A 15,789-nucleotide genomic window follows, 5' to 3' on the forward strand; every position below is an offset into this window, starting at 1 on the left:
TTAGTAGTTAAGACAATAGTTAGTTTTTAAAGGGTGCTATATTTTGTAGTACCCTTTTCTTTTTGAAAAAATCTATTTATATATTGTACTGAATTAACTAAAATCTGACAAAAATGAACTATTCATCATTAGAAGAAAAGCTGGAACGTGTAGATGACCATATCATAGGTATTTGGAAATTCAAAAGAAGAGGAATGTCACCTAAATGGTGTGCAACCTACTGTTGGGAAGGAGAATACTATGATATCGAAGGAAAACCCACTGTAGAAGAAGTACTCGATTGTTTATATAGAGAACTCGTTCTTTTACAACATGGAGAAGAAGTAACTTTGAGTGTATAAAAAAGAGGGGTTAATCCCCTCTTACTATTTTAAGTTTTTCCAGCCTCCTGCATTATATACTTCTTTTACCCCGGCTTTTTTTATCTGTGCCATTGCAGAAGAAGCTCTAACGCCTGACTTACAACAAAGAATTAAAGGAGTACCTAATTTAAATATTTCAGGCATTCTTTTGTGAACTTCATTTAGAGGAATGTTTACAGCTCCATCTGCATGTCCACTATCAAATTCTCCTTCTGTTCTGACATCTAAAATTCTTGCACCCTCAGCGACTAATGCTTTGTAATCTACTTTTGGTCCTAAACCGAATAGTTTTCTTAAAAATTCCATATAGTTTATCGTTTTTAAAAATCTTTTTGTGAAGATAAAAGATGCAAAATATTCTGTTTGTGATAATTGTTACTTTAATATCACTTTATTTCTTCCAAGGGTTACTTTTCCAATTTTTTCTAATTGCTTCAATAATCTAGAAATTACTTCTCGAGAAGTATTTAAGTTCAATGCAATTTCCGAATGTGATATATGAAGTTCGTTACTGTCTTTAATATCACTTAGTTTGCCAAGATAATTTAATAATCTTTCATCCATTTTTTTGAACGCTAGTTCATCTATGGCTTTAAGGAGGCCATCAAAACGTACTTTGTAGGCATTCATTACAAAATTTCTCCATTCTGGAAAACGTAGCATCCATTCGTCAATTTTGGCAATAGGTACTTTGTATACCATGGTATCTTCCTCGGCAGTCACTCTAACTGCACTTTCATTATACATCATGGCAATAGTACATGTTTCTCCATATTCCAAATAGTACAGAAAGATTTCATTTCCTTCTTCGTCTTCTCTTGTTACTTTTAAAACACCTTTTGTAACAATAGGAGCAAAGTCCATTTCTTCATTTAGGTCAATTAGGTATTCTCCGGCTTTGACTTCTACCGATTCACCAAATTCAAAAAACTCTTTTTGTATCGGGTGGTTTTCGTCGGTTAAAGGAAAACTATTTTGAATAAATTGTTGAAGTAGATGTTTCATTATTATAGTTTTATATATGTTGATTTATTCATATGACAAATATACGATAAGAATATGATCTTGGTTAAAAAATTAGGGCATATTTGTATTTTTCAAATATGCCCTTTGTTACTTTACTCTAAGATAGAATCAATTTATGATTTATTTCTAGTTGCCCAACTCCAAACAAGGCGAGCATCTCCAGTTGAAAAGTTATTCATTCGATCCAATTCTGATTGATTTTCGAATTCAGGACCAAATTCTTCATCCATAGTAATTAGACCAAAATCTCTGTCTTTAATATTAGATAAGATTTTCCCAACTTTCTGTACAGCCTCTTTTCCAATGACGAGCCAAGGGTTTGTTCTGCCAAGAAGATTTGTAACCTGACCAAAAGCTTCTTCTCCTAATGCACTTTCGACATCGCTAAGAATCTGACCTGCGTTTCTAGCGTTTTCTCTTGAGTGTCTAAGGAAAACACGTACTTTGATTCTACGGCTTTCTGGCATATTTCGATCCAGAACGAATAAACCATTAGCACCAACAGCATCCTGAGGTTCAAAATAAATTTTATTTTCAGCTCTAGGTTTTAACTGTATTACCCCATGACTTTCATTAGGGATAGTCGTCAAAATCCATTTGTCTTTATCTGTTGGATGTTCTGTAAGTACTACAAAATAAAGTTTCCATCTTTTTTTTGGTCTTAGAATTTCTAATTCTTCAAACTCAAGAATAATTTCTTCCATAAGAGTAGTTTGTTTTTTTGTAATGTTAAGGTCTTATTAATTTTTGTTTCAACAAAGAGGATTTGTTAATAATAAAATGAAGATACAATTTTTAATTGAACTTTATTGCTTAACTTTTCGCATTCAAATTATATATTATGACGAAAGAAGAAATAATTGATAAGTTAGAAATGATGCCTCATCCAGAAGGAGGGTATTATATCGAAACTTATAGGTCGCATAAAACTGCACTAATCAACAAAAATGATATTGAAAGAAATATCTCAACTGCTATTTATTATTTACTTGGAGAAGGCGATTTTTCAACTTTTCACCGACTAAAATTCACAGAACTTTGGCATTTCCATTACGGATGCCCTGCAGAAATTGTTGAAATCACTCCAAATGGAGAAGTGATTAAAACAGTTATAGGTGTAGATATCCTAAATGGACAAGTTCCTCAATACATTATTAAAGGTGGAAATTGGTTTGCTGCAAGACCATTGACAAAATCTGCTGAAGATTATGTTCTTGTAGGATGTACTGTTGCACCTGGATTTGAATTTGAAGATTTTGAAATTGGAATTGCTGAAGAATTAATCAAAGAGTATCCTCAGCATGAAGAATTAATCTTGAGCTTCAAGAAGTAATCAAGTTTATTAAATACTAGGAAGGAAAATTTCGAGTTGTTGTTTTTTGTTTTTAGAAAACTTTACTTGGTATTTTCCTTTTAATTTTTCTATAATTTCAGAAGTGATAAATAGACCTCTAGTGTAATCATCGTTGATAAAATTAATAGACATTGATTTATCAAATCCATTATTTGAAGCTGAATAATCTCTTGGTGATATATTGTCTGTAAAAACCACCATCACTCCAGATTTCTCCTTTTTGATTTCAATTAGTAATTTGATTTCAATATCTCTTGTGACTAATTGAAGTAAAGTTGTGCAGATGTTTTTAAATAAAAGGTCTATTCTTGTTGCATCAGAAAAATAGTCCTCGTTACTCATATCGTTTAAGATAGACAATTTGATGTTGTAGCCTGAATGATTTAAAAAATCATCGATCACACTAATAATGCCTTCCCAATTCACCTTTCCTATTTTGATATCAGTTTGCTGATTATAGTAATAAGCCAAAATCTTCTGAAGGTGCATATCTTGTGTCCAAATAGTGTGTTCTAAATGAGGTAACAATTCTTTAGAACTCTTTGGACTGCTTTTCATCAATTGAATAATACCTTGGATAGTTGTAAGTGGACCTCTTAAATCGTGTGCAGCTCTATATACAAAATGATCTAACTTCTCTTCAATTTTATTTTGATTAGAGATATTTAGAATAACAGCATTTAGTCCCTTCACTTTTTTATTTTCAAGAATAGGGGATAAAAATACTTCAACGGCTTTCCACTCTTGATCATATTGAATTTTAAATGAAGCATGGGAGGTTGACTTATTATCAAGCACTTCTTTTTGAAAAGAGACAATATCTTTGCCGACATCATTTGATACTATAGTCGAAATTTTCTTCCCAATATGTGTTTCACTTAAGAAACTAGATAGCTGCCTTTGAATTCCAGATCCTACCCAAGTTAAATTTAAATCAACATCAAACTGACATAATTTAATTTTTGAGTTGTCTAAGATAGCTTCATAACGTTGCTCGTTATTCTTTAAAGCCTCTTTTGCTTTAATTAAAGCAGTTAAGTCTTTTATAAAGCATACGATAAATGGAGCATCATCGTCCGTAGAAACAATTGATGCTGTAATTTCTACAGGAACCTGAATATTATCAATAGTTTTAATAGAAACCTCGAATACTAAGTGTTTTTCTTTTTTTAAACGCTCAAAAATAGATTTTACTAACTGTTGCTTCTTTAACGGTAAGAATTTTTTGAAAATTGAATTTAAACATTCTTTTTCATCATATCCTGTAATCTTACTAAAAGAAGGGTTGGAATAAATTATTTTTTTGTCAAAAGGATCTATCCAAATAATTCCATCATGAGAATGAAGGTAGATGTCTTTAAACCTTTTTTCTAGTAATTCTTGATCATTGTTCTGAGCTACAAATGAGGCATTTACAAAAACTTCACCTATGAAAAATGGTGTGATTTTTACATCGTATTTTGTTGGTTTACCACTTTGAGTGATAGAAAACTCAAAATATACTATGTCTTGAGAATCAATGCTTTCTTGAATCTTTTGCTTAAAAATAATCTGATTTTTGGGAGACAAACCAACGGCAATAGATCGTCCTTCTTCGAAAGTGTGTTGACCTTGAAGGAACCGCTTAGATATAAATTTAACATTACCTGTACCAGAAATAACTAAGTAATGTTCTACTTTATCCTTAATATCAGCTTTTGGGATGTTTCTATTTTGGATAAAAGCTTGCATTGATTTTGTAGCAAAGAATTACAAAATGTTGATTTGTTACTTGTCAAATATAGTTAAAAAATATTTAATAAACCTCGTTTGTATCACCTTATATAAGGAGATAAGTGATTAAAGAGCAGTAAATTATTCATTTTGCAATCAAAAATTACATTTGTGATGTAAACAAAGAATTTTACTGTTTTGCTTGATCCTGATGTTGCCAACAATACCCAGACGAGTCATTTGTTTTTCTTTTACATCGAGATCCACTTTTCGTTTTACCATGGCATCTACCATCCAATACAATATTATTTTTAGTGCTATGGTCTTTTGAGGCTTTTTTAGTAGAATAATTCTTTTTTCTTTCCGAATAAAATGGCCAATAACTATAATTTACATTTCCTTCAAACTTATCTTCGATGCTATCTGCTACTGCACTGAAAAAATTCATTCCAGTCATTTCTTCTAAGGCATCAATAGTAACAATATATTCTTTTAATGGAGTTGAGGACCCTTTATTAGGGATGATGAAACAAATTCCTTCATAGGTGTTGTTCTTTTCATCAACATGCAAGGCCAATTTATAATAATACTTAGGGACACTTACTTGATTACTTCCAATTGTAGGTAATCCATCTTCGAGAATTGGACCTGTAATGATATACATATTCTTAAGATCATAGGCCCAGACTCGAAATTGTTCTTCTAAGTTTTTCCAGATACCTCTATTAAACTCTGCTATTTGTGGTGACATATTCGATAAGTAAAAACTTTCACTCATAGCATCTGAATTAAACGACATATCTGCAGCAGGAGCAAGGTGACCTCTGTCGTACCCCGATCCTTTGTAATCTGATAGGTCAGCAGAATAGGTATCCACTTTATGATCGGACCTAAAGTCATTACTTCTATTAGCAGCTTTAAATAATTCTTGTTTGGTTAGTTCGTAAGCTACCCAAGCAGCTTGTTCGTGTTGCTCGTTGTATCCAATAGTATAATAATTATGCTCAATAATTTGGACTCCTTTAGCTTGTCCTGTTGATGTAGGAAGCCACTCTACCGGGAAGTTATCTAAGTTTTGTGCGAGTAAAGGAAACTGAAGGAATATTAATAAAAGGAAATTGGTAAAGACTCTATTAAGCATCGTTATTTAAATTAGGCTAACATTATAATTTGTTACAAAAGTATTTTTTTGATTTGATTGAAGTGAAAATATTTAAAAATATTTTGATTTGAATTGAACTTTTCGTCTATTGAAAGTCAATTTCTTTATGAAATACTAAACTATAGTTACAATCTACTGCTTTTAAATTGTTACTGTTTTAATGTTGTATCATAACAACGACTGAAAATTTATTTTAATATGACTTCGAATTTTGACCCTAAACCATTACTGAAAAAGGATATTTTTAGTAAGCTTAATGAAAACTTAAAATCTGATTTTGGAAAACTAGTATTTGCTGAGCCTTATACAGAAGAAAAGTTCAATATCATCAAAGGTTATGAATTAAATCAAAATCAAATTGATTTGGTTGTTAAAAAGAATGGAATCTCACCAAAAATATTTGGTTTCATCATTTTAAACGAAAACACCTATAGACATAGAATTCTTGATTTGAAAAATGCATTGAAATCTTGTGATGCACTATATATAGTAATTGACCTTAAAAAGAGAAATCATTTATATGATCTATTAAATGATGAGATTTTAAATGAGATCGGAATTGTGGGGACTTTATCTAATCAGCAGTTCGAACTGTGTAAAAAAGCTGAAAATAGAGGAGGAATTACTCCGAATTTCCAGATCATCTAAGTAAAAACGCTTTAAATGTTAATAATGCACTTATTTTTGTTATTCAATGCTAAATTAATCTCAATGATTGTAAAGAAGGTGCAATATTATATAAAAAAAATAGAAATTAGAATTGGATTAGCACAAGAGCAATCTGAGCAAAAATCCTGTAAAACCTAATTTAGAGCCATAGTCTTCATTTACTGAGGATTATGGTTTTTTAGTTTATAAGGGGTTATTACAATAACTCTAAGTTAGGATCCCAGAATATCTGATCAAGATGTTGTATCTGATTATCGATGATGATTACACCCTCTTTTTCTAGTAGAAGTTGCATTTTATTGACACCATCAAAATGATGCTTACCCGTAAGTAATCCTTTTTTATTAACTACTCGATGGGCAGGGACATCATCCATCATATGGGACGCATTCATCGCCCAACCAACCATTCTAGCACCTCTTTTACTACCTAAGTACTCAGCAATAGCACCATAGGAAGTAACGCGACCCTCAGGAATGAGTTTTACAATCTCCCAAACATCAGAAAAAAAATTATTTTTTTGATCCATTGTTTACAATAATGTTGTTGTAAGTAGTTTGATAGATCTTTTGACCATAGTTCTTTAGCCAAGCTAAAATTTCTTCACTGTTTTCAGTGCCGTAGGAGTGGTATTCAATTCCTAAGTCAGCGGTTTTATTCTTGATTATATCTTCTATTAAAGGTAGGTTTTGTTTTAGGTTTTGAGATAATTGTTTCAGTTCTTCCACGCTAGCATCGGCAGCTTCTTTCGCAGCTTTTTGTAATGCTCTTTCCTCTGCAAGAACATCGCTTTCTAATAACTTTTCTGCGTTCATTTCAATGGAGTCCACTTCAGAATCAAAATTATCTGTAAAGGAATTTTGTTTTTCTTCTTCAATAACTTTCAATTGTTCTTGTAACTTCTGTTCAAATCTTGTTGATAATTCTTGACATTGTTCTTTCTCAAAAATAGTCATCGTCACCCATGTTTTGCCCATGTAGCTTTCCCATAATAAGGTGTCTTTGGGGTTCAACATCATTTGAGCTAACACATCATCTTTAGTAGCTAACGATTGTGCATTTGAAAAAATTGGAAGTAAAAGGAATAATAAAAAGGTCTGAATAATTTTCATATCTTGATAAACAATATATTTATTGTACGATAATTTTGCGAACTATGAATCAATTTGATTAATTTTAAAATAACAAAAATACGACCATTATTCTATTCTTGTCTTTAGGTGAAAACGATCTTATCTGAAGTCTTGACATCATAGTATTTTTTGTCAGAATAAGCATTTGATACATAGGATGAAAAAAGAAAAAGAAGGAGAGTGTGAACTTTGTAAAAAAAACTTGAGGTTGACTTTTCATCATCTGATTCCAAAAAGTAATCATAAAAATAAATGGTTCAGGAAAAATTACGATATGATGGAGATGAGGGAAAGAGGTATTATGGTTTGTAGAAGTTGTCATAGCTTTATACACAAAACACATTCAGAAAAAGTATTAGGAAGACATTTTAATACTTTAGAAAAACTATTAGAAGACGAAAGAATTCTAAAATACGTTCGCTGGGCTCAAAATCACTAATCTATGATTAAGAAAATATATAATAAAGTACTACTATTAGTTTTGTTGACTTGCTCTTGTTTTGGGCAGGATTTTGAAATTCCAACACCCAAGAAATATCTTGAGATTAGTCCCTTAATAAATTCATATAGAGGTGATTTAGGGAGTTTTAATCAGATAAATGGAGGTATCAACTTAGCTTTTATATACAACAAACCAAGAAGAGGGAACCTAAGACTAGATTTTACATATCTATATGTTCAAGCAAGTAGATTACGAGGAAAAGATTATGTCCCTCCAATTCAAGAACCTATTCCGAACAATTATTTTCAATCTCAAACATTGAATTTTTCATTGTCCTATATGTTTTATATTATCAATAAGAAAAATATAAAACTATATGTAGCTCAAGGGTTAGGTGTCTTTTATTTTGATCCACTAGATGAAAATGGTGAATCTTATTTTGAAAATATATCTGATAATTCTAGAGGGTATTACCAAACAAGAAACGAAAGTGAGACGTACTCTAAGTTTACCTTGTCTTTACCAACAAGGTTTGGGTTAATGTATTATTTCCCTACTAATTTTGGGATTGGATTGAGTGGAACATTCTACAATCCATTTACAGATTACCTGGATAATATATCTGATTTTGGTACTGTAAAAGGATACGATAACGTGTTTAGCTTAAATTTTAATTTTCATATACCTTTACAATACCAAAAGCTGAAGAAGTAACTATTCTTCTATTTTTTCTAATTCATTCTTTGAATCAACTACTCTGTAAAAACAAGATTTTCGGGCGTTACCTTCTTTATTTTTTGTATGGCAAGCACCATTGCCCATCATTTTTACTTTATACAAAAGTACATCTTGATCACAGTCAGTGAGTATATCAACCATTTTTAAGTAATCTCCAGATGTTTCTCCTTTGGTCCAAAGTTCATTTCTAGAGGTACTCCAAAAAGTAGCCATACCTTTTTCTAAGGTCATTTTTAATGAGGCTTCATTTCCCCAACCTTGCATTAAAATTTCCATAGAATCAATATCTTGAACAATCACAGGTACAAGCCCACCTCTTTTATCAAATTGAATATTTAATTCTTTTCCTTCTTCTAATTCTAACTTATTCATCACTTAAAATTGTAGGGTGAAATGTTGTTTTGGTTGTTTTTTTCTAAAAAAGCACAACCCTAAGTCATAAAGATCAATACTTATACCAACACTTCCGTGTTCAGAAATTTCTTTCCATGCCTTTTTCATTTCATTTGACCAATAGATGTCATCAAAAACAAAAAGTGTATTTTCATGTATATACGGAAGGCACATCTCGAAATATTTAAGAGTCGAATTGTACGTGTGGTTAGCATCAAAATAAACCATATCAACAGACTCTAATTTTTCTAATTGTCCTTTTAAGCAATCATCAATATTTCCAACGATAGATGTAATAGAATCTAACTGAAGTGTTTTGAACACAGATTGGGCTATTTTAGCAATTTCAGGACAACCCTCAATAGTAACTAATTGAAGATCTTTTGTGCTGCTTCCTAAATAACAAGTTGATATACCTAAACTTGTACCAAGCTCAATAATTTTTTTGTATTTATATTGATGTACTAATTCAAATAGAAATCTTCCTGTCCTTTCAGAACAAAGGGAATATTTAGCGATTGATTGAATAGACCTTGAGTTGGAATTGCTTTTCTTAGATCCAGCTCCAAAATCGGTTACATTTATAATTTCTTTATTTGCTAACAAATGTTGCCTCTCTTTCTCTATTTGATCAAAAATATAATACCTTTTATCAGGTTCAATGATCTGAGTATAAAGGTGATATACGAAAGGAGAATGCAATCCATGAGCATTTCCAGCTTGATATTTATATTTTAGATAGTCTAAAACTTGCATATAGTCTAATTTAATAGTTCATTATTCCGCGTTAGTCCTTATCTTTGCGCGGATAAAATGCGAACTTCTTCGCAAATATCAACAAAGAAATAATCTTCTGAAACAAGAATTGTTATATAAATGGGTTTAAAATGTGGAATTGTTGGTTTACCTAACGTTGGAAAATCAACTCTTTTTAATGCTTTGACAAGTGCAGAAAATGCTGAATCTGCGAATTTTCCATTCTGTACGATCGATCCTAACGTTGGTGTAGTTACTGTACCAGACCCAAGGATGAAAGAATTAGAAAAATTAGTTAATCCTCAAAAGTCAATCCCTACAGTGATTGAATTTGTGGATATCGCAGGCTTAGTAAAGGGTGCTAGTAAAGGTGAAGGTTTAGGTAACCAATTCCTTGCAAACATTCGTGAAGTAGATGCCATTATTCATGTGGTTAGATGTTTTGATGATCAAAATATCGTTCACGTTGCAGGTAAAGTAGACCCAGAAGAGGATAAAGCAGTGATCGATATGGAACTTCAATTGAAAGATTTGGAGTCTATCGATAAAAAACTTCAGAAAACTGTAAAAATGGCTAAGACAGGTAATGCTGAAGCTAAAAAGACAGTTGCTGCTTTAGAAAGATTTAAAGCACACTTAGAATCAGGTGAAAATGCAAGATCTTTTGATGGTACTGAGGACGAGTGGGAAGAAGTAAAAGAACTTTTATTATTGACTGCTAAACCTGTAATCTATCTTGCAAACGTAGACGAAGAGGGTATCAACGAGGATAACGAGTTGGTAAACAAAATGCGTGCAATTGCAGAGAACGAAAATGCTCAACTTATTAAAGTTTGTGCAGCTATCGAAGAGCAAATCTCAGGTTTAGAAGATGAAGAGGAAAAAGAAATGTTCCTTGGTGAGTATGGTTTAGAAGAGTCAGGTTTGGATCGTCTAATTCGTGCTTCATATGATTTACTTGATCTTATTACTTACTTTACTGCAGGTGTTAAAGAGGTAAGGGCTTGGACTATCCGTAAAGGATGGAAAGCACCTCAAGCAGCTGGAGTAATTCATACAGATTTTGAAAAAGGATTTATTCGTGCAGAAGTAATTCACTTTGCTGATTACGTAGAGTATAAATCTGAATTAGCTTGTAAAGAAGCTGGTAAACTATCTGTAGAAGGAAAAGAATATATCGTGGAAGATGGAGATGTGATGCATTTCCGTTTTAACGTATAATTTATACATAAATCAGAGAATTTCTTATTATTTGAATTGACACAGTTGAGATTTTATTCCATCTCTCGATTGTACAATACAAAATGATAAGAAATTCTTTTCTTTTTCAAGATAAACGCTCATACTTATTTAACTATCTGAAAAAAAGATAGTTAAAAATTTATCTATTAATCCAGAATACCCTTATACAAACAAGGATTTTTAATTGAATTAAAATACCTTGTTTTTATGACTACTAAAACCAAAAATAATTGGTTCAATATTCGATTTACATCTATTTACTTTGTAATTTCGTGGATTGATAGTCTATACCAAAAGAAGTTATTGATAAATGGACAGTGTTCAAGCAAAGAAAGAAAAGCCTACAGTACTATATGTAGATGATGAACAACAAAACCTAGTGTCATTCAAAGCAGGTTTCCGTAAGGTCTACAAGGTACTTATTGCAAACAGTGGGGACGAAGCTTTAGAAATACTTAAAGAAGAAAATGAGAACATCAGTGTTGTTATTTCTGATCAGAGAATGCCTAAAATGACAGGTGTGGAACTCTTTGAAAAAGTAAGAGGTCTATATCCTGATATTATGCGTATTGTTTTGACTGGATATAGTGATGTTCAGGATATTATCAATGCGATCTCTAAAGGTGAGGTTTACAGATACATCACTAAACCTTGGAATAGAGATGAATTGATGGTAACTATCGATAATGCAATTGAAGCTTACAATTTAAAAGTTGAAAATAGACGACTTTTTTCTTCACTTCAAGAGGCTAATGAGCACTTAGAAGAAAAAGTAAGAAAGAGAACCAAAGCTTTACAACGTCAAAATGAGGAATTGATAGAATTAGATGGAGAAAAAAATCATCTAATTGGTATTGTTGCTCATGACTTGAAATCTCCTTTAAGTCAGATTGATGGTTTAATCGAATTGATGAAATTCGATATGGAGACATTTACTTCTGAGCAGAAAGAATATGTAGAATTGATTCAAACTTCTATTAAAAAACAAGAAGAGTTAATCAGTCAGATATTGGATTTAAATGCATTGGATTCAAAAGATACTAATTTAAATATCAAACCACATAATTTATCTACATTAGTAAAAGATGCTGCAGAAAGGTTTGAATTAACAGCTCAAAAGAAAAATATAACATTATCTGTTGAAGTTGGTGAAAATCAAATAGCAAAAGTGGATGAAATATATTTTGGACAAGTCTTGCAGAATTTGATTTCAAACGCAGTGAAGTTTTCTTCTGAGAATAAAAATATATTTATTTCTATTCAACCCAACGAGGACTATTATGAAGTTCACGTAAAGGATGAAGGTCCTGGTTTGAATGAAAATGATAAGAAAAAACTATTTGGACGATTCCAAAAATTATCTGCTAGACCTACAGGAGGAGAACATAGTACTGGCCTTGGATTATCTATCGTTAAAAAAATGGTAGAAGATATGGAAGGTAAAGTTTGGTGTGAATCCGAAGTCGGAAATGGAGCAGACTTTATTGTCTCCTTCAAAAAAGAGCAATAATAAAATAAAAAAAAAGAATCTTTACCTATACAGGTAAAGATTCTTTTTTGTACAACATATGAACAATTCCATTTTCAATGAGTTTTCATTGAAAACAATTTAATTATGAAGAAAGGAGTCTTACTCGTTAACCTTGGTACACCTGATAGTCAAAAAACACCTGATGTACGAAAATACTTAAGAGAATTTTTAATGGACGAAAGGGTGATTGATATCCCTTTTTATAAAAGGTGGCCATTAGTAAATTTAATTATTGCTCCATTTAGAGCACCCAAATCAGCCAAAGAATACGAAAAAGTATGGACAGATAAAGGTTCGCCGCTTTTATTATATGGTTTAGAATGTAAGAAATTACTTCAAGAAAAACTAGGTCAGGAATACGCGGTTGCTCTTGGTATGAGGTATCAAAGCCCATCCATTGAAAGTGCTTTATTTGAACTAAGACAACAAGGAGTAAAAGAGATAGTGGTTTTACCTTTATTCCCACAATATGCATCAGCAACTACGGGATCTGTAATGCAGAAGGTAATGGAATTGGTGAAAAATTGGCAAATCGTGCCTGATGTTTCTTTCGTACAACATTACCATAGACATCCTCTTTTTATTAAAACTTTTGCTGAACTTGGGAACAAATACATGAGAGAAAGAGATTACGATCATGTGATTTTCAGTTTCCATGGTTTACCTCAACGTCAAATTGTTAAAGCAGGTATTTCAACTTGTTGTAAAGCAAATGGAGAATCGGCTTGTGTTAATAAAATGTATGGGAAGAACACTTTCTGTTACCGATCGGCTTGTTTTGAGACCGCAGATCTAATTGCAGCAGAAATGAAGTTGGATAAGAAAAACTACAGTGTTTGTTTCCAATCTAGATTAGGTAAAGATCCTTGGATCCAACCTTATACAGAAGATGTAATTATTGATCTAGGCAAGCAAAACAAAAAAAGTGTGTTAGCTTTTTCACCAGCATTTGTAGCCGATTGTCTAGAAACTACAGTTGAAGTAGGGGAAGAATACAAAGAGATTTTCGAAGAAAATGGAGGTGAACATTGGCAACTTGTAGAAAGTTTAAATGATCATCCACAATGGATAGATTGTTTATCCGACTTAGTAAAAGGTAATGAGAGTCAAGTGGAAGAATTAAACACTTATTGATTTCCACTGAACAGATATATTAACGTCCTTTTGTTTCTTGATATCTTCAAGATGCTTGAGGACGTTTTCTGTATCCACCTTTTCTTTTAATTCGTCGATACTTTCTATAAACGATAAGTCTTTTAATAAATCCTTTACCAAAGACGCATTTTTCTCATTTTCGATTGAGATTACTAATTTTGTCATGATTGTATTGTAGGTTATTAAATTATTCGGGTGTAACTTATAATACGCAAACGCTATTGAAAGCCTTACGTTAATTACAGACAATTAATATTTCTAAATTGACAAGTATTACATAAGGTTTTGGGTAAAAGAATAATTTTATATGCCTGATAAAACTAAATTTAAAATCCTTAAGCTGTTTTTAACGCTTTATCATACCATATTCACAAACCGTAAAAATTGGCAATTTCACTTTCATAATTGGATAGAAAAGAAATTACCAATATTCGAGATGATTTTAGGGGTTTTAGCCTTATTCAGCCTCGTTTATACACAAGGGTTTTACCACGAAGAGGCAGACTTATTTCATTTTATTCGTTACGATAGGTGGCTAGCTACGACCTATTCTGTTTTGATTATAGTTAAACTGATTAATGTTAGGAGAAAGGATATAGATTACAGGGAATACATTATTGATATTTTCTTCTTAGCTCTTTTCATTTTCATCATTGGTTATAGAATAATTTTCCTTCATGATATTGAATTAAATACGGAAAATGAAGGTTGGCAGGCATATACCGTTATTGTTCAAGTGGCCATGATTATGGCTTCATTGGTGTCATTTTCCAACAATAGAAACTATTGGTTATTCTTTACGGCCAATAGTACCGCTATGATTTTCGGATCATTAATAGCTATTATCATTATTGGTACTTCCTTATTGATGCTCCCTACATCAACTACTACTGCAATATCTTGGGTAGACGCATTATTTACTACAACTTCTGCTGTTTGTGTAACAGGATTAGCACCATTTAATGTATCAGAGGTGTTGACATTAAGAGGACAAATTATATTGATGGTGTTGTTTCAAATAGGTGGTTTAGGTATTGTAACCCTAACTACTTTTATAGCTTTGTCTATCCAAAAAGGAGTGAAAACAAAGGAAGAAATGATCATTCAGGATATGATGGAGTCTGAGAACATAAGTTCATCCGCCCGAATTTTAAAAGGGATTGTTGGAATTACGTTTACTATTGAATTATGCGGTGCAATTGGTTTATACTTTTCATGGTTGGAACTTGATTTAACCACCTCTGAACTCATATTCGCTTCTATTTTTCATTCCATATCTGCATTCTGTAATGCTGGTTTTTCAATTTTTCCAGAAGGATTACAAGGTGCAGCATTTGCAACAGATTGGTTTTCATCTTCCATTGTTATGATATTAATTATTGTTGGAGGATTGGGATTTAGAACTTACAGAGAAATTGTAAGTCGACGAAAAAAGCATAGAAAACATTTCTCATTACAATCAAGATTATCCTTACAAATGACTGCTATTTTGATTGTGGTGGGGACAATAGGCATCTTTATCACCGACTATGATTATTGGATAGAAAAGAGTGGTGGGGATATTTTATTGCAAACACTATTTACAAGTGTCACTTGTAGAACTGCAGGTTTTTCAGTCGTTGAAATTGGAGATTTATCATCAGCTTCTGTAATGATGATGATTTTATTGATGTATATAGGTGGTGCACCGAACTCAACTGCAGGAGGTATTAAAGTGACCACTGTGGCTTTATTGTTTACCTATTTTTGGGCACAAGTTAGAGGAAAGTCAACAGTAAATATAGGATGGAATACAGTACAAGAGGCAAGTATTAGAAGGGCGGTTATAGCATTTATGGTGTCTATACTGATCTCTTTTGTCTGTTTGTTTATATTAACGATGTCAGAAACACATTTAGACCTAAGAGACATCACCTTTGAGTTCTTTTCTGCGTTAGGTACAGTAGGACTTTCTAGAGGAATAACTGCAGATTTAACTGTTGTCGGTAAATTAACCATATCCTTTGTGATGTTTAGTGGCAAAATTGGGTTATTTACTCTAGTTTCTTTATTAGGTGAGGATGAAGAAAATTACGAATACCGTTATCCTGAATCCTCTATCTTAGTTGGTTAG

At 32.0% G+C, this 15,789-nt stretch carries 19 protein-coding genes; 9 read left to right on the forward strand and 10 right to left on the reverse strand.

Translation table 11 applies throughout. From position 1 onward, the window contains the following. Positions 1-113: 113 nt before the first annotated feature. On the forward strand, positions 114-341 hold the full coding sequence (locus tag MY04_RS04060) for a hypothetical protein (protein WP_066206700.1): 228 nt from the start codon (positions 114-116) through the stop codon (positions 339-341). Between the two features lie 24 nt (positions 342-365). Here MY04_RS04060 and MY04_RS04065 read toward each other — a convergent pair whose 3' ends face one another. The 3 genes from MY04_RS04065 to MY04_RS04075 all read right to left on the reverse strand — a co-directional run bounded on the left by MY04_RS04065 (position 366) and on the right by MY04_RS04075 (position 2,092). Next, positions 366-668: a rhodanese-like domain-containing protein gene (locus tag MY04_RS04065; protein ID WP_066206702.1), complete on the reverse strand. Its 303-nt coding sequence runs from the start codon at positions 666-668 to the stop codon at positions 366-368. A gap of 69 nt (positions 669-737) precedes the next feature. Continuing rightward, positions 738-1,367, reverse strand: coding sequence for a Crp/Fnr family transcriptional regulator (locus MY04_RS04070; RefSeq protein ID WP_066206704.1), 630 nt, complete (start codon positions 1,365-1,367; stop codon positions 738-740). A gap of 134 nt (positions 1,368-1,501) precedes the next feature. Continuing rightward, positions 1,502-2,092, reverse strand: coding sequence for a hypothetical protein (locus MY04_RS04075; RefSeq protein ID WP_066206707.1), 591 nt, complete (start codon positions 2,090-2,092; stop codon positions 1,502-1,504). A 137-nt stretch (positions 2,093-2,229) separates the two neighbouring features. On the opposite strand from MY04_RS04075, the gene MY04_RS04080 reads away from it, so the two are divergent. Further along, positions 2,230-2,721: a cupin domain-containing protein gene (locus tag MY04_RS04080; RefSeq protein WP_066206710.1), complete on the forward strand. Its 492-nt coding sequence runs from the start codon at positions 2,230-2,232 to the stop codon at positions 2,719-2,721. 9 nt (positions 2,722-2,730) lie between these two features. On the opposite strand, the gene MY04_RS04085 is transcribed toward MY04_RS04080, so the two are convergent. Both MY04_RS04085 and MY04_RS04090 read right to left on the reverse strand, forming a co-directional pair. Next, on the reverse strand, positions 2,731-4,473 hold the full coding sequence (locus MY04_RS04085; RefSeq protein ID WP_066206714.1) for a PAS domain-containing sensor histidine kinase: 1,743 nt from the start codon (positions 4,471-4,473) through the stop codon (positions 2,731-2,733). Between the two features lie 172 nt (positions 4,474-4,645). Beyond that, positions 4,646-5,596, reverse strand: a complete 951-nt coding sequence (locus tag MY04_RS04090; RefSeq protein WP_066206718.1) for a DNA/RNA non-specific endonuclease — start codon at positions 5,594-5,596, stop codon at positions 4,646-4,648. A 219-nt stretch (positions 5,597-5,815) separates the two neighbouring features. On the opposite strand from MY04_RS04090, the gene MY04_RS04095 reads away from it, so the two are divergent. After that, on the forward strand, positions 5,816-6,265 hold the full coding sequence (locus MY04_RS04095) for a hypothetical protein (protein WP_066206721.1): 450 nt from the start codon (positions 5,816-5,818) through the stop codon (positions 6,263-6,265). A 217-nt stretch (positions 6,266-6,482) separates the two neighbouring features. On the opposite strand, the gene MY04_RS04100 is transcribed toward MY04_RS04095, so the two are convergent. Continuing rightward, entirely contained in the window at positions 6,483-6,815 is a 333-nt protein-coding gene (locus MY04_RS04100) for an MGMT family protein (protein ID WP_066206723.1), read from the reverse strand. Next, positions 6,799-7,398, reverse strand: a complete 600-nt coding sequence (locus tag MY04_RS04105; protein ID WP_066206725.1) for a hypothetical protein — start codon at positions 7,396-7,398, stop codon at positions 6,799-6,801. The genes MY04_RS04100 and MY04_RS04105 overlap by 17 nt, the downstream gene beginning before the upstream one ends. Positions 7,399-7,576: 178 nt before the next feature. Here MY04_RS04105 and MY04_RS04110 point away from each other — a divergent pair, with 178 nt between their 5' ends. Both MY04_RS04110 and MY04_RS04115 read left to right on the forward strand, forming a co-directional pair. Then, positions 7,577-7,858, forward strand: coding sequence for a hypothetical protein (locus MY04_RS04110; protein ID WP_066206730.1), 282 nt, complete (start codon positions 7,577-7,579; stop codon positions 7,856-7,858). Positions 7,859-7,861: 3 nt separating this feature from the next. Beyond that, the gene (locus MY04_RS04115; protein ID WP_066206733.1) at positions 7,862-8,575 is read left to right on the forward strand and encodes a hypothetical protein; all 714 of its coding nucleotides are present in this window, start codon (positions 7,862-7,864) and stop codon (positions 8,573-8,575) included. Here MY04_RS04115 and MY04_RS04120 read toward each other — a convergent pair whose 3' ends face one another. Then, positions 8,576-8,971, reverse strand: a complete 396-nt coding sequence (locus MY04_RS04120; RefSeq protein ID WP_084005760.1) for a phosphoribosyl-AMP cyclohydrolase — start codon at positions 8,969-8,971, stop codon at positions 8,576-8,578. A gap of 3 nt (positions 8,972-8,974) precedes the next feature. Continuing rightward, on the reverse strand, positions 8,975-9,748 hold the full coding sequence (locus MY04_RS04125) for an O-methyltransferase (RefSeq protein WP_066206741.1): 774 nt from the start codon (positions 9,746-9,748) through the stop codon (positions 8,975-8,977). A 120-nt stretch (positions 9,749-9,868) separates the two neighbouring features. On the opposite strand from MY04_RS04125, the gene ychF reads away from it, so the two are divergent. The 3 genes from ychF to hemH all read left to right on the forward strand — a co-directional run bounded on the left by ychF (position 9,869) and on the right by hemH (position 13,655). Next, a complete protein-coding gene (gene ychF, locus MY04_RS04130) occupies positions 9,869-10,969 on the forward strand; it encodes a redox-regulated ATPase YchF (RefSeq protein ID WP_066206744.1) in 1,101 nt (366 codons plus the stop codon). A gap of 331 nt (positions 10,970-11,300) precedes the next feature. Then, positions 11,301-12,500 carry a hybrid sensor histidine kinase/response regulator gene (locus tag MY04_RS04135; protein ID WP_066206748.1) on the forward strand — a complete coding sequence of 400 codons (1,200 nt, stop codon included), beginning with the start codon at positions 11,301-11,303 and terminating at the stop codon, positions 12,498-12,500. 105 nt (positions 12,501-12,605) lie between these two features. Then, complete coding sequence (gene hemH, locus MY04_RS04140) at positions 12,606-13,655, forward strand: ferrochelatase (RefSeq protein WP_066206751.1); 1,050 nt, start codon at positions 12,606-12,608, stop codon at positions 13,653-13,655. Here hemH and MY04_RS04145 read toward each other — a convergent pair. Further along, a complete protein-coding gene (locus tag MY04_RS04145; protein ID WP_066206754.1) occupies positions 13,641-13,841 on the reverse strand; it encodes a hypothetical protein in 201 nt (66 codons plus the stop codon). The genes hemH and MY04_RS04145 overlap by 15 nt on opposite strands. Positions 13,842-13,983: 142 nt before the next feature. On the opposite strand from MY04_RS04145, the gene MY04_RS04150 reads away from it, so the two are divergent. Beyond that, complete coding sequence (locus tag MY04_RS04150) at positions 13,984-15,789, forward strand: TrkH family potassium uptake protein (protein WP_066206758.1); 1,806 nt, start codon at positions 13,984-13,986, stop codon at positions 15,787-15,789.

The sequence above is a fragment of the Flammeovirga sp. MY04 genome, assembly GCF_001682195.2.
GTDB classification, from domain to species: Bacteria; Bacteroidota; Bacteroidia; order Cytophagales; family Flammeovirgaceae; genus Flammeovirga; species Flammeovirga yaeyamensis.

Coding starts and splice junctions, on each gene's coding strand:
- MY04_RS04085 (WP_066206714.1), bottom strand. CDS start 4,473: ATGCAAGCTTTTATCCAAAATAGAAACATCCCAAAAGCTGATATTAAG.
- MY04_RS04110 (WP_066206730.1), top strand. CDS start 7,577: ATGAAAAAAGAAAAAGAAGGAGAGTGTGAACTTTGTAAAAAAAACTTG.
- MY04_RS04105 (WP_066206725.1), bottom strand. CDS start 7,398: ATGAAAATTATTCAGACCTTTTTATTATTCCTTTTACTTCCAATTTTT.
- MY04_RS04080 (WP_066206710.1), top strand. CDS start 2,230: ATGACGAAAGAAGAAATAATTGATAAGTTAGAAATGATGCCTCATCCA.
- ychF (WP_066206744.1), top strand. CDS start 9,869: ATGGGTTTAAAATGTGGAATTGTTGGTTTACCTAACGTTGGAAAATCA.
- MY04_RS04100 (WP_066206723.1), bottom strand. CDS start 6,815: ATGGATCAAAAAAATAATTTTTTTTCTGATGTTTGGGAGATTGTAAAA.
- MY04_RS04135 (WP_066206748.1), top strand. CDS start 11,301: ATGGACAGTGTTCAAGCAAAGAAAGAAAAGCCTACAGTACTATATGTA.
- MY04_RS04145 (WP_066206754.1), bottom strand. CDS start 13,841: ATGACAAAATTAGTAATCTCAATCGAAAATGAGAAAAATGCGTCTTTG.
- MY04_RS04095 (WP_066206721.1), top strand. CDS start 5,816: ATGACTTCGAATTTTGACCCTAAACCATTACTGAAAAAGGATATTTTT.
- MY04_RS04120 (WP_084005760.1), bottom strand. CDS start 8,971: ATGAATAAGTTAGAATTAGAAGAAGGAAAAGAATTAAATATTCAATTT.
- MY04_RS04125 (WP_066206741.1), bottom strand. CDS start 9,748: ATGCAAGTTTTAGACTATCTAAAATATAAATATCAAGCTGGAAATGCT.
- MY04_RS04150 (WP_066206758.1), top strand. CDS start 13,984: ATGCCTGATAAAACTAAATTTAAAATCCTTAAGCTGTTTTTAACGCTT.
- MY04_RS04070 (WP_066206704.1), bottom strand. CDS start 1,367: ATGAAACATCTACTTCAACAATTTATTCAAAATAGTTTTCCTTTAACC.
- MY04_RS04090 (WP_066206718.1), bottom strand. CDS start 5,596: ATGCTTAATAGAGTCTTTACCAATTTCCTTTTATTAATATTCCTTCAG.
- hemH (WP_066206751.1), top strand. CDS start 12,606: ATGAAGAAAGGAGTCTTACTCGTTAACCTTGGTACACCTGATAGTCAA.
- MY04_RS04060 (WP_066206700.1), top strand. CDS start 114: ATGAACTATTCATCATTAGAAGAAAAGCTGGAACGTGTAGATGACCAT.
- MY04_RS04115 (WP_066206733.1), top strand. CDS start 7,862: ATGATTAAGAAAATATATAATAAAGTACTACTATTAGTTTTGTTGACT.
- MY04_RS04075 (WP_066206707.1), bottom strand. CDS start 2,092: ATGGAAGAAATTATTCTTGAGTTTGAAGAATTAGAAATTCTAAGACCA.
- MY04_RS04065 (WP_066206702.1), bottom strand. CDS start 668: ATGGAATTTTTAAGAAAACTATTCGGTTTAGGACCAAAAGTAGATTAC.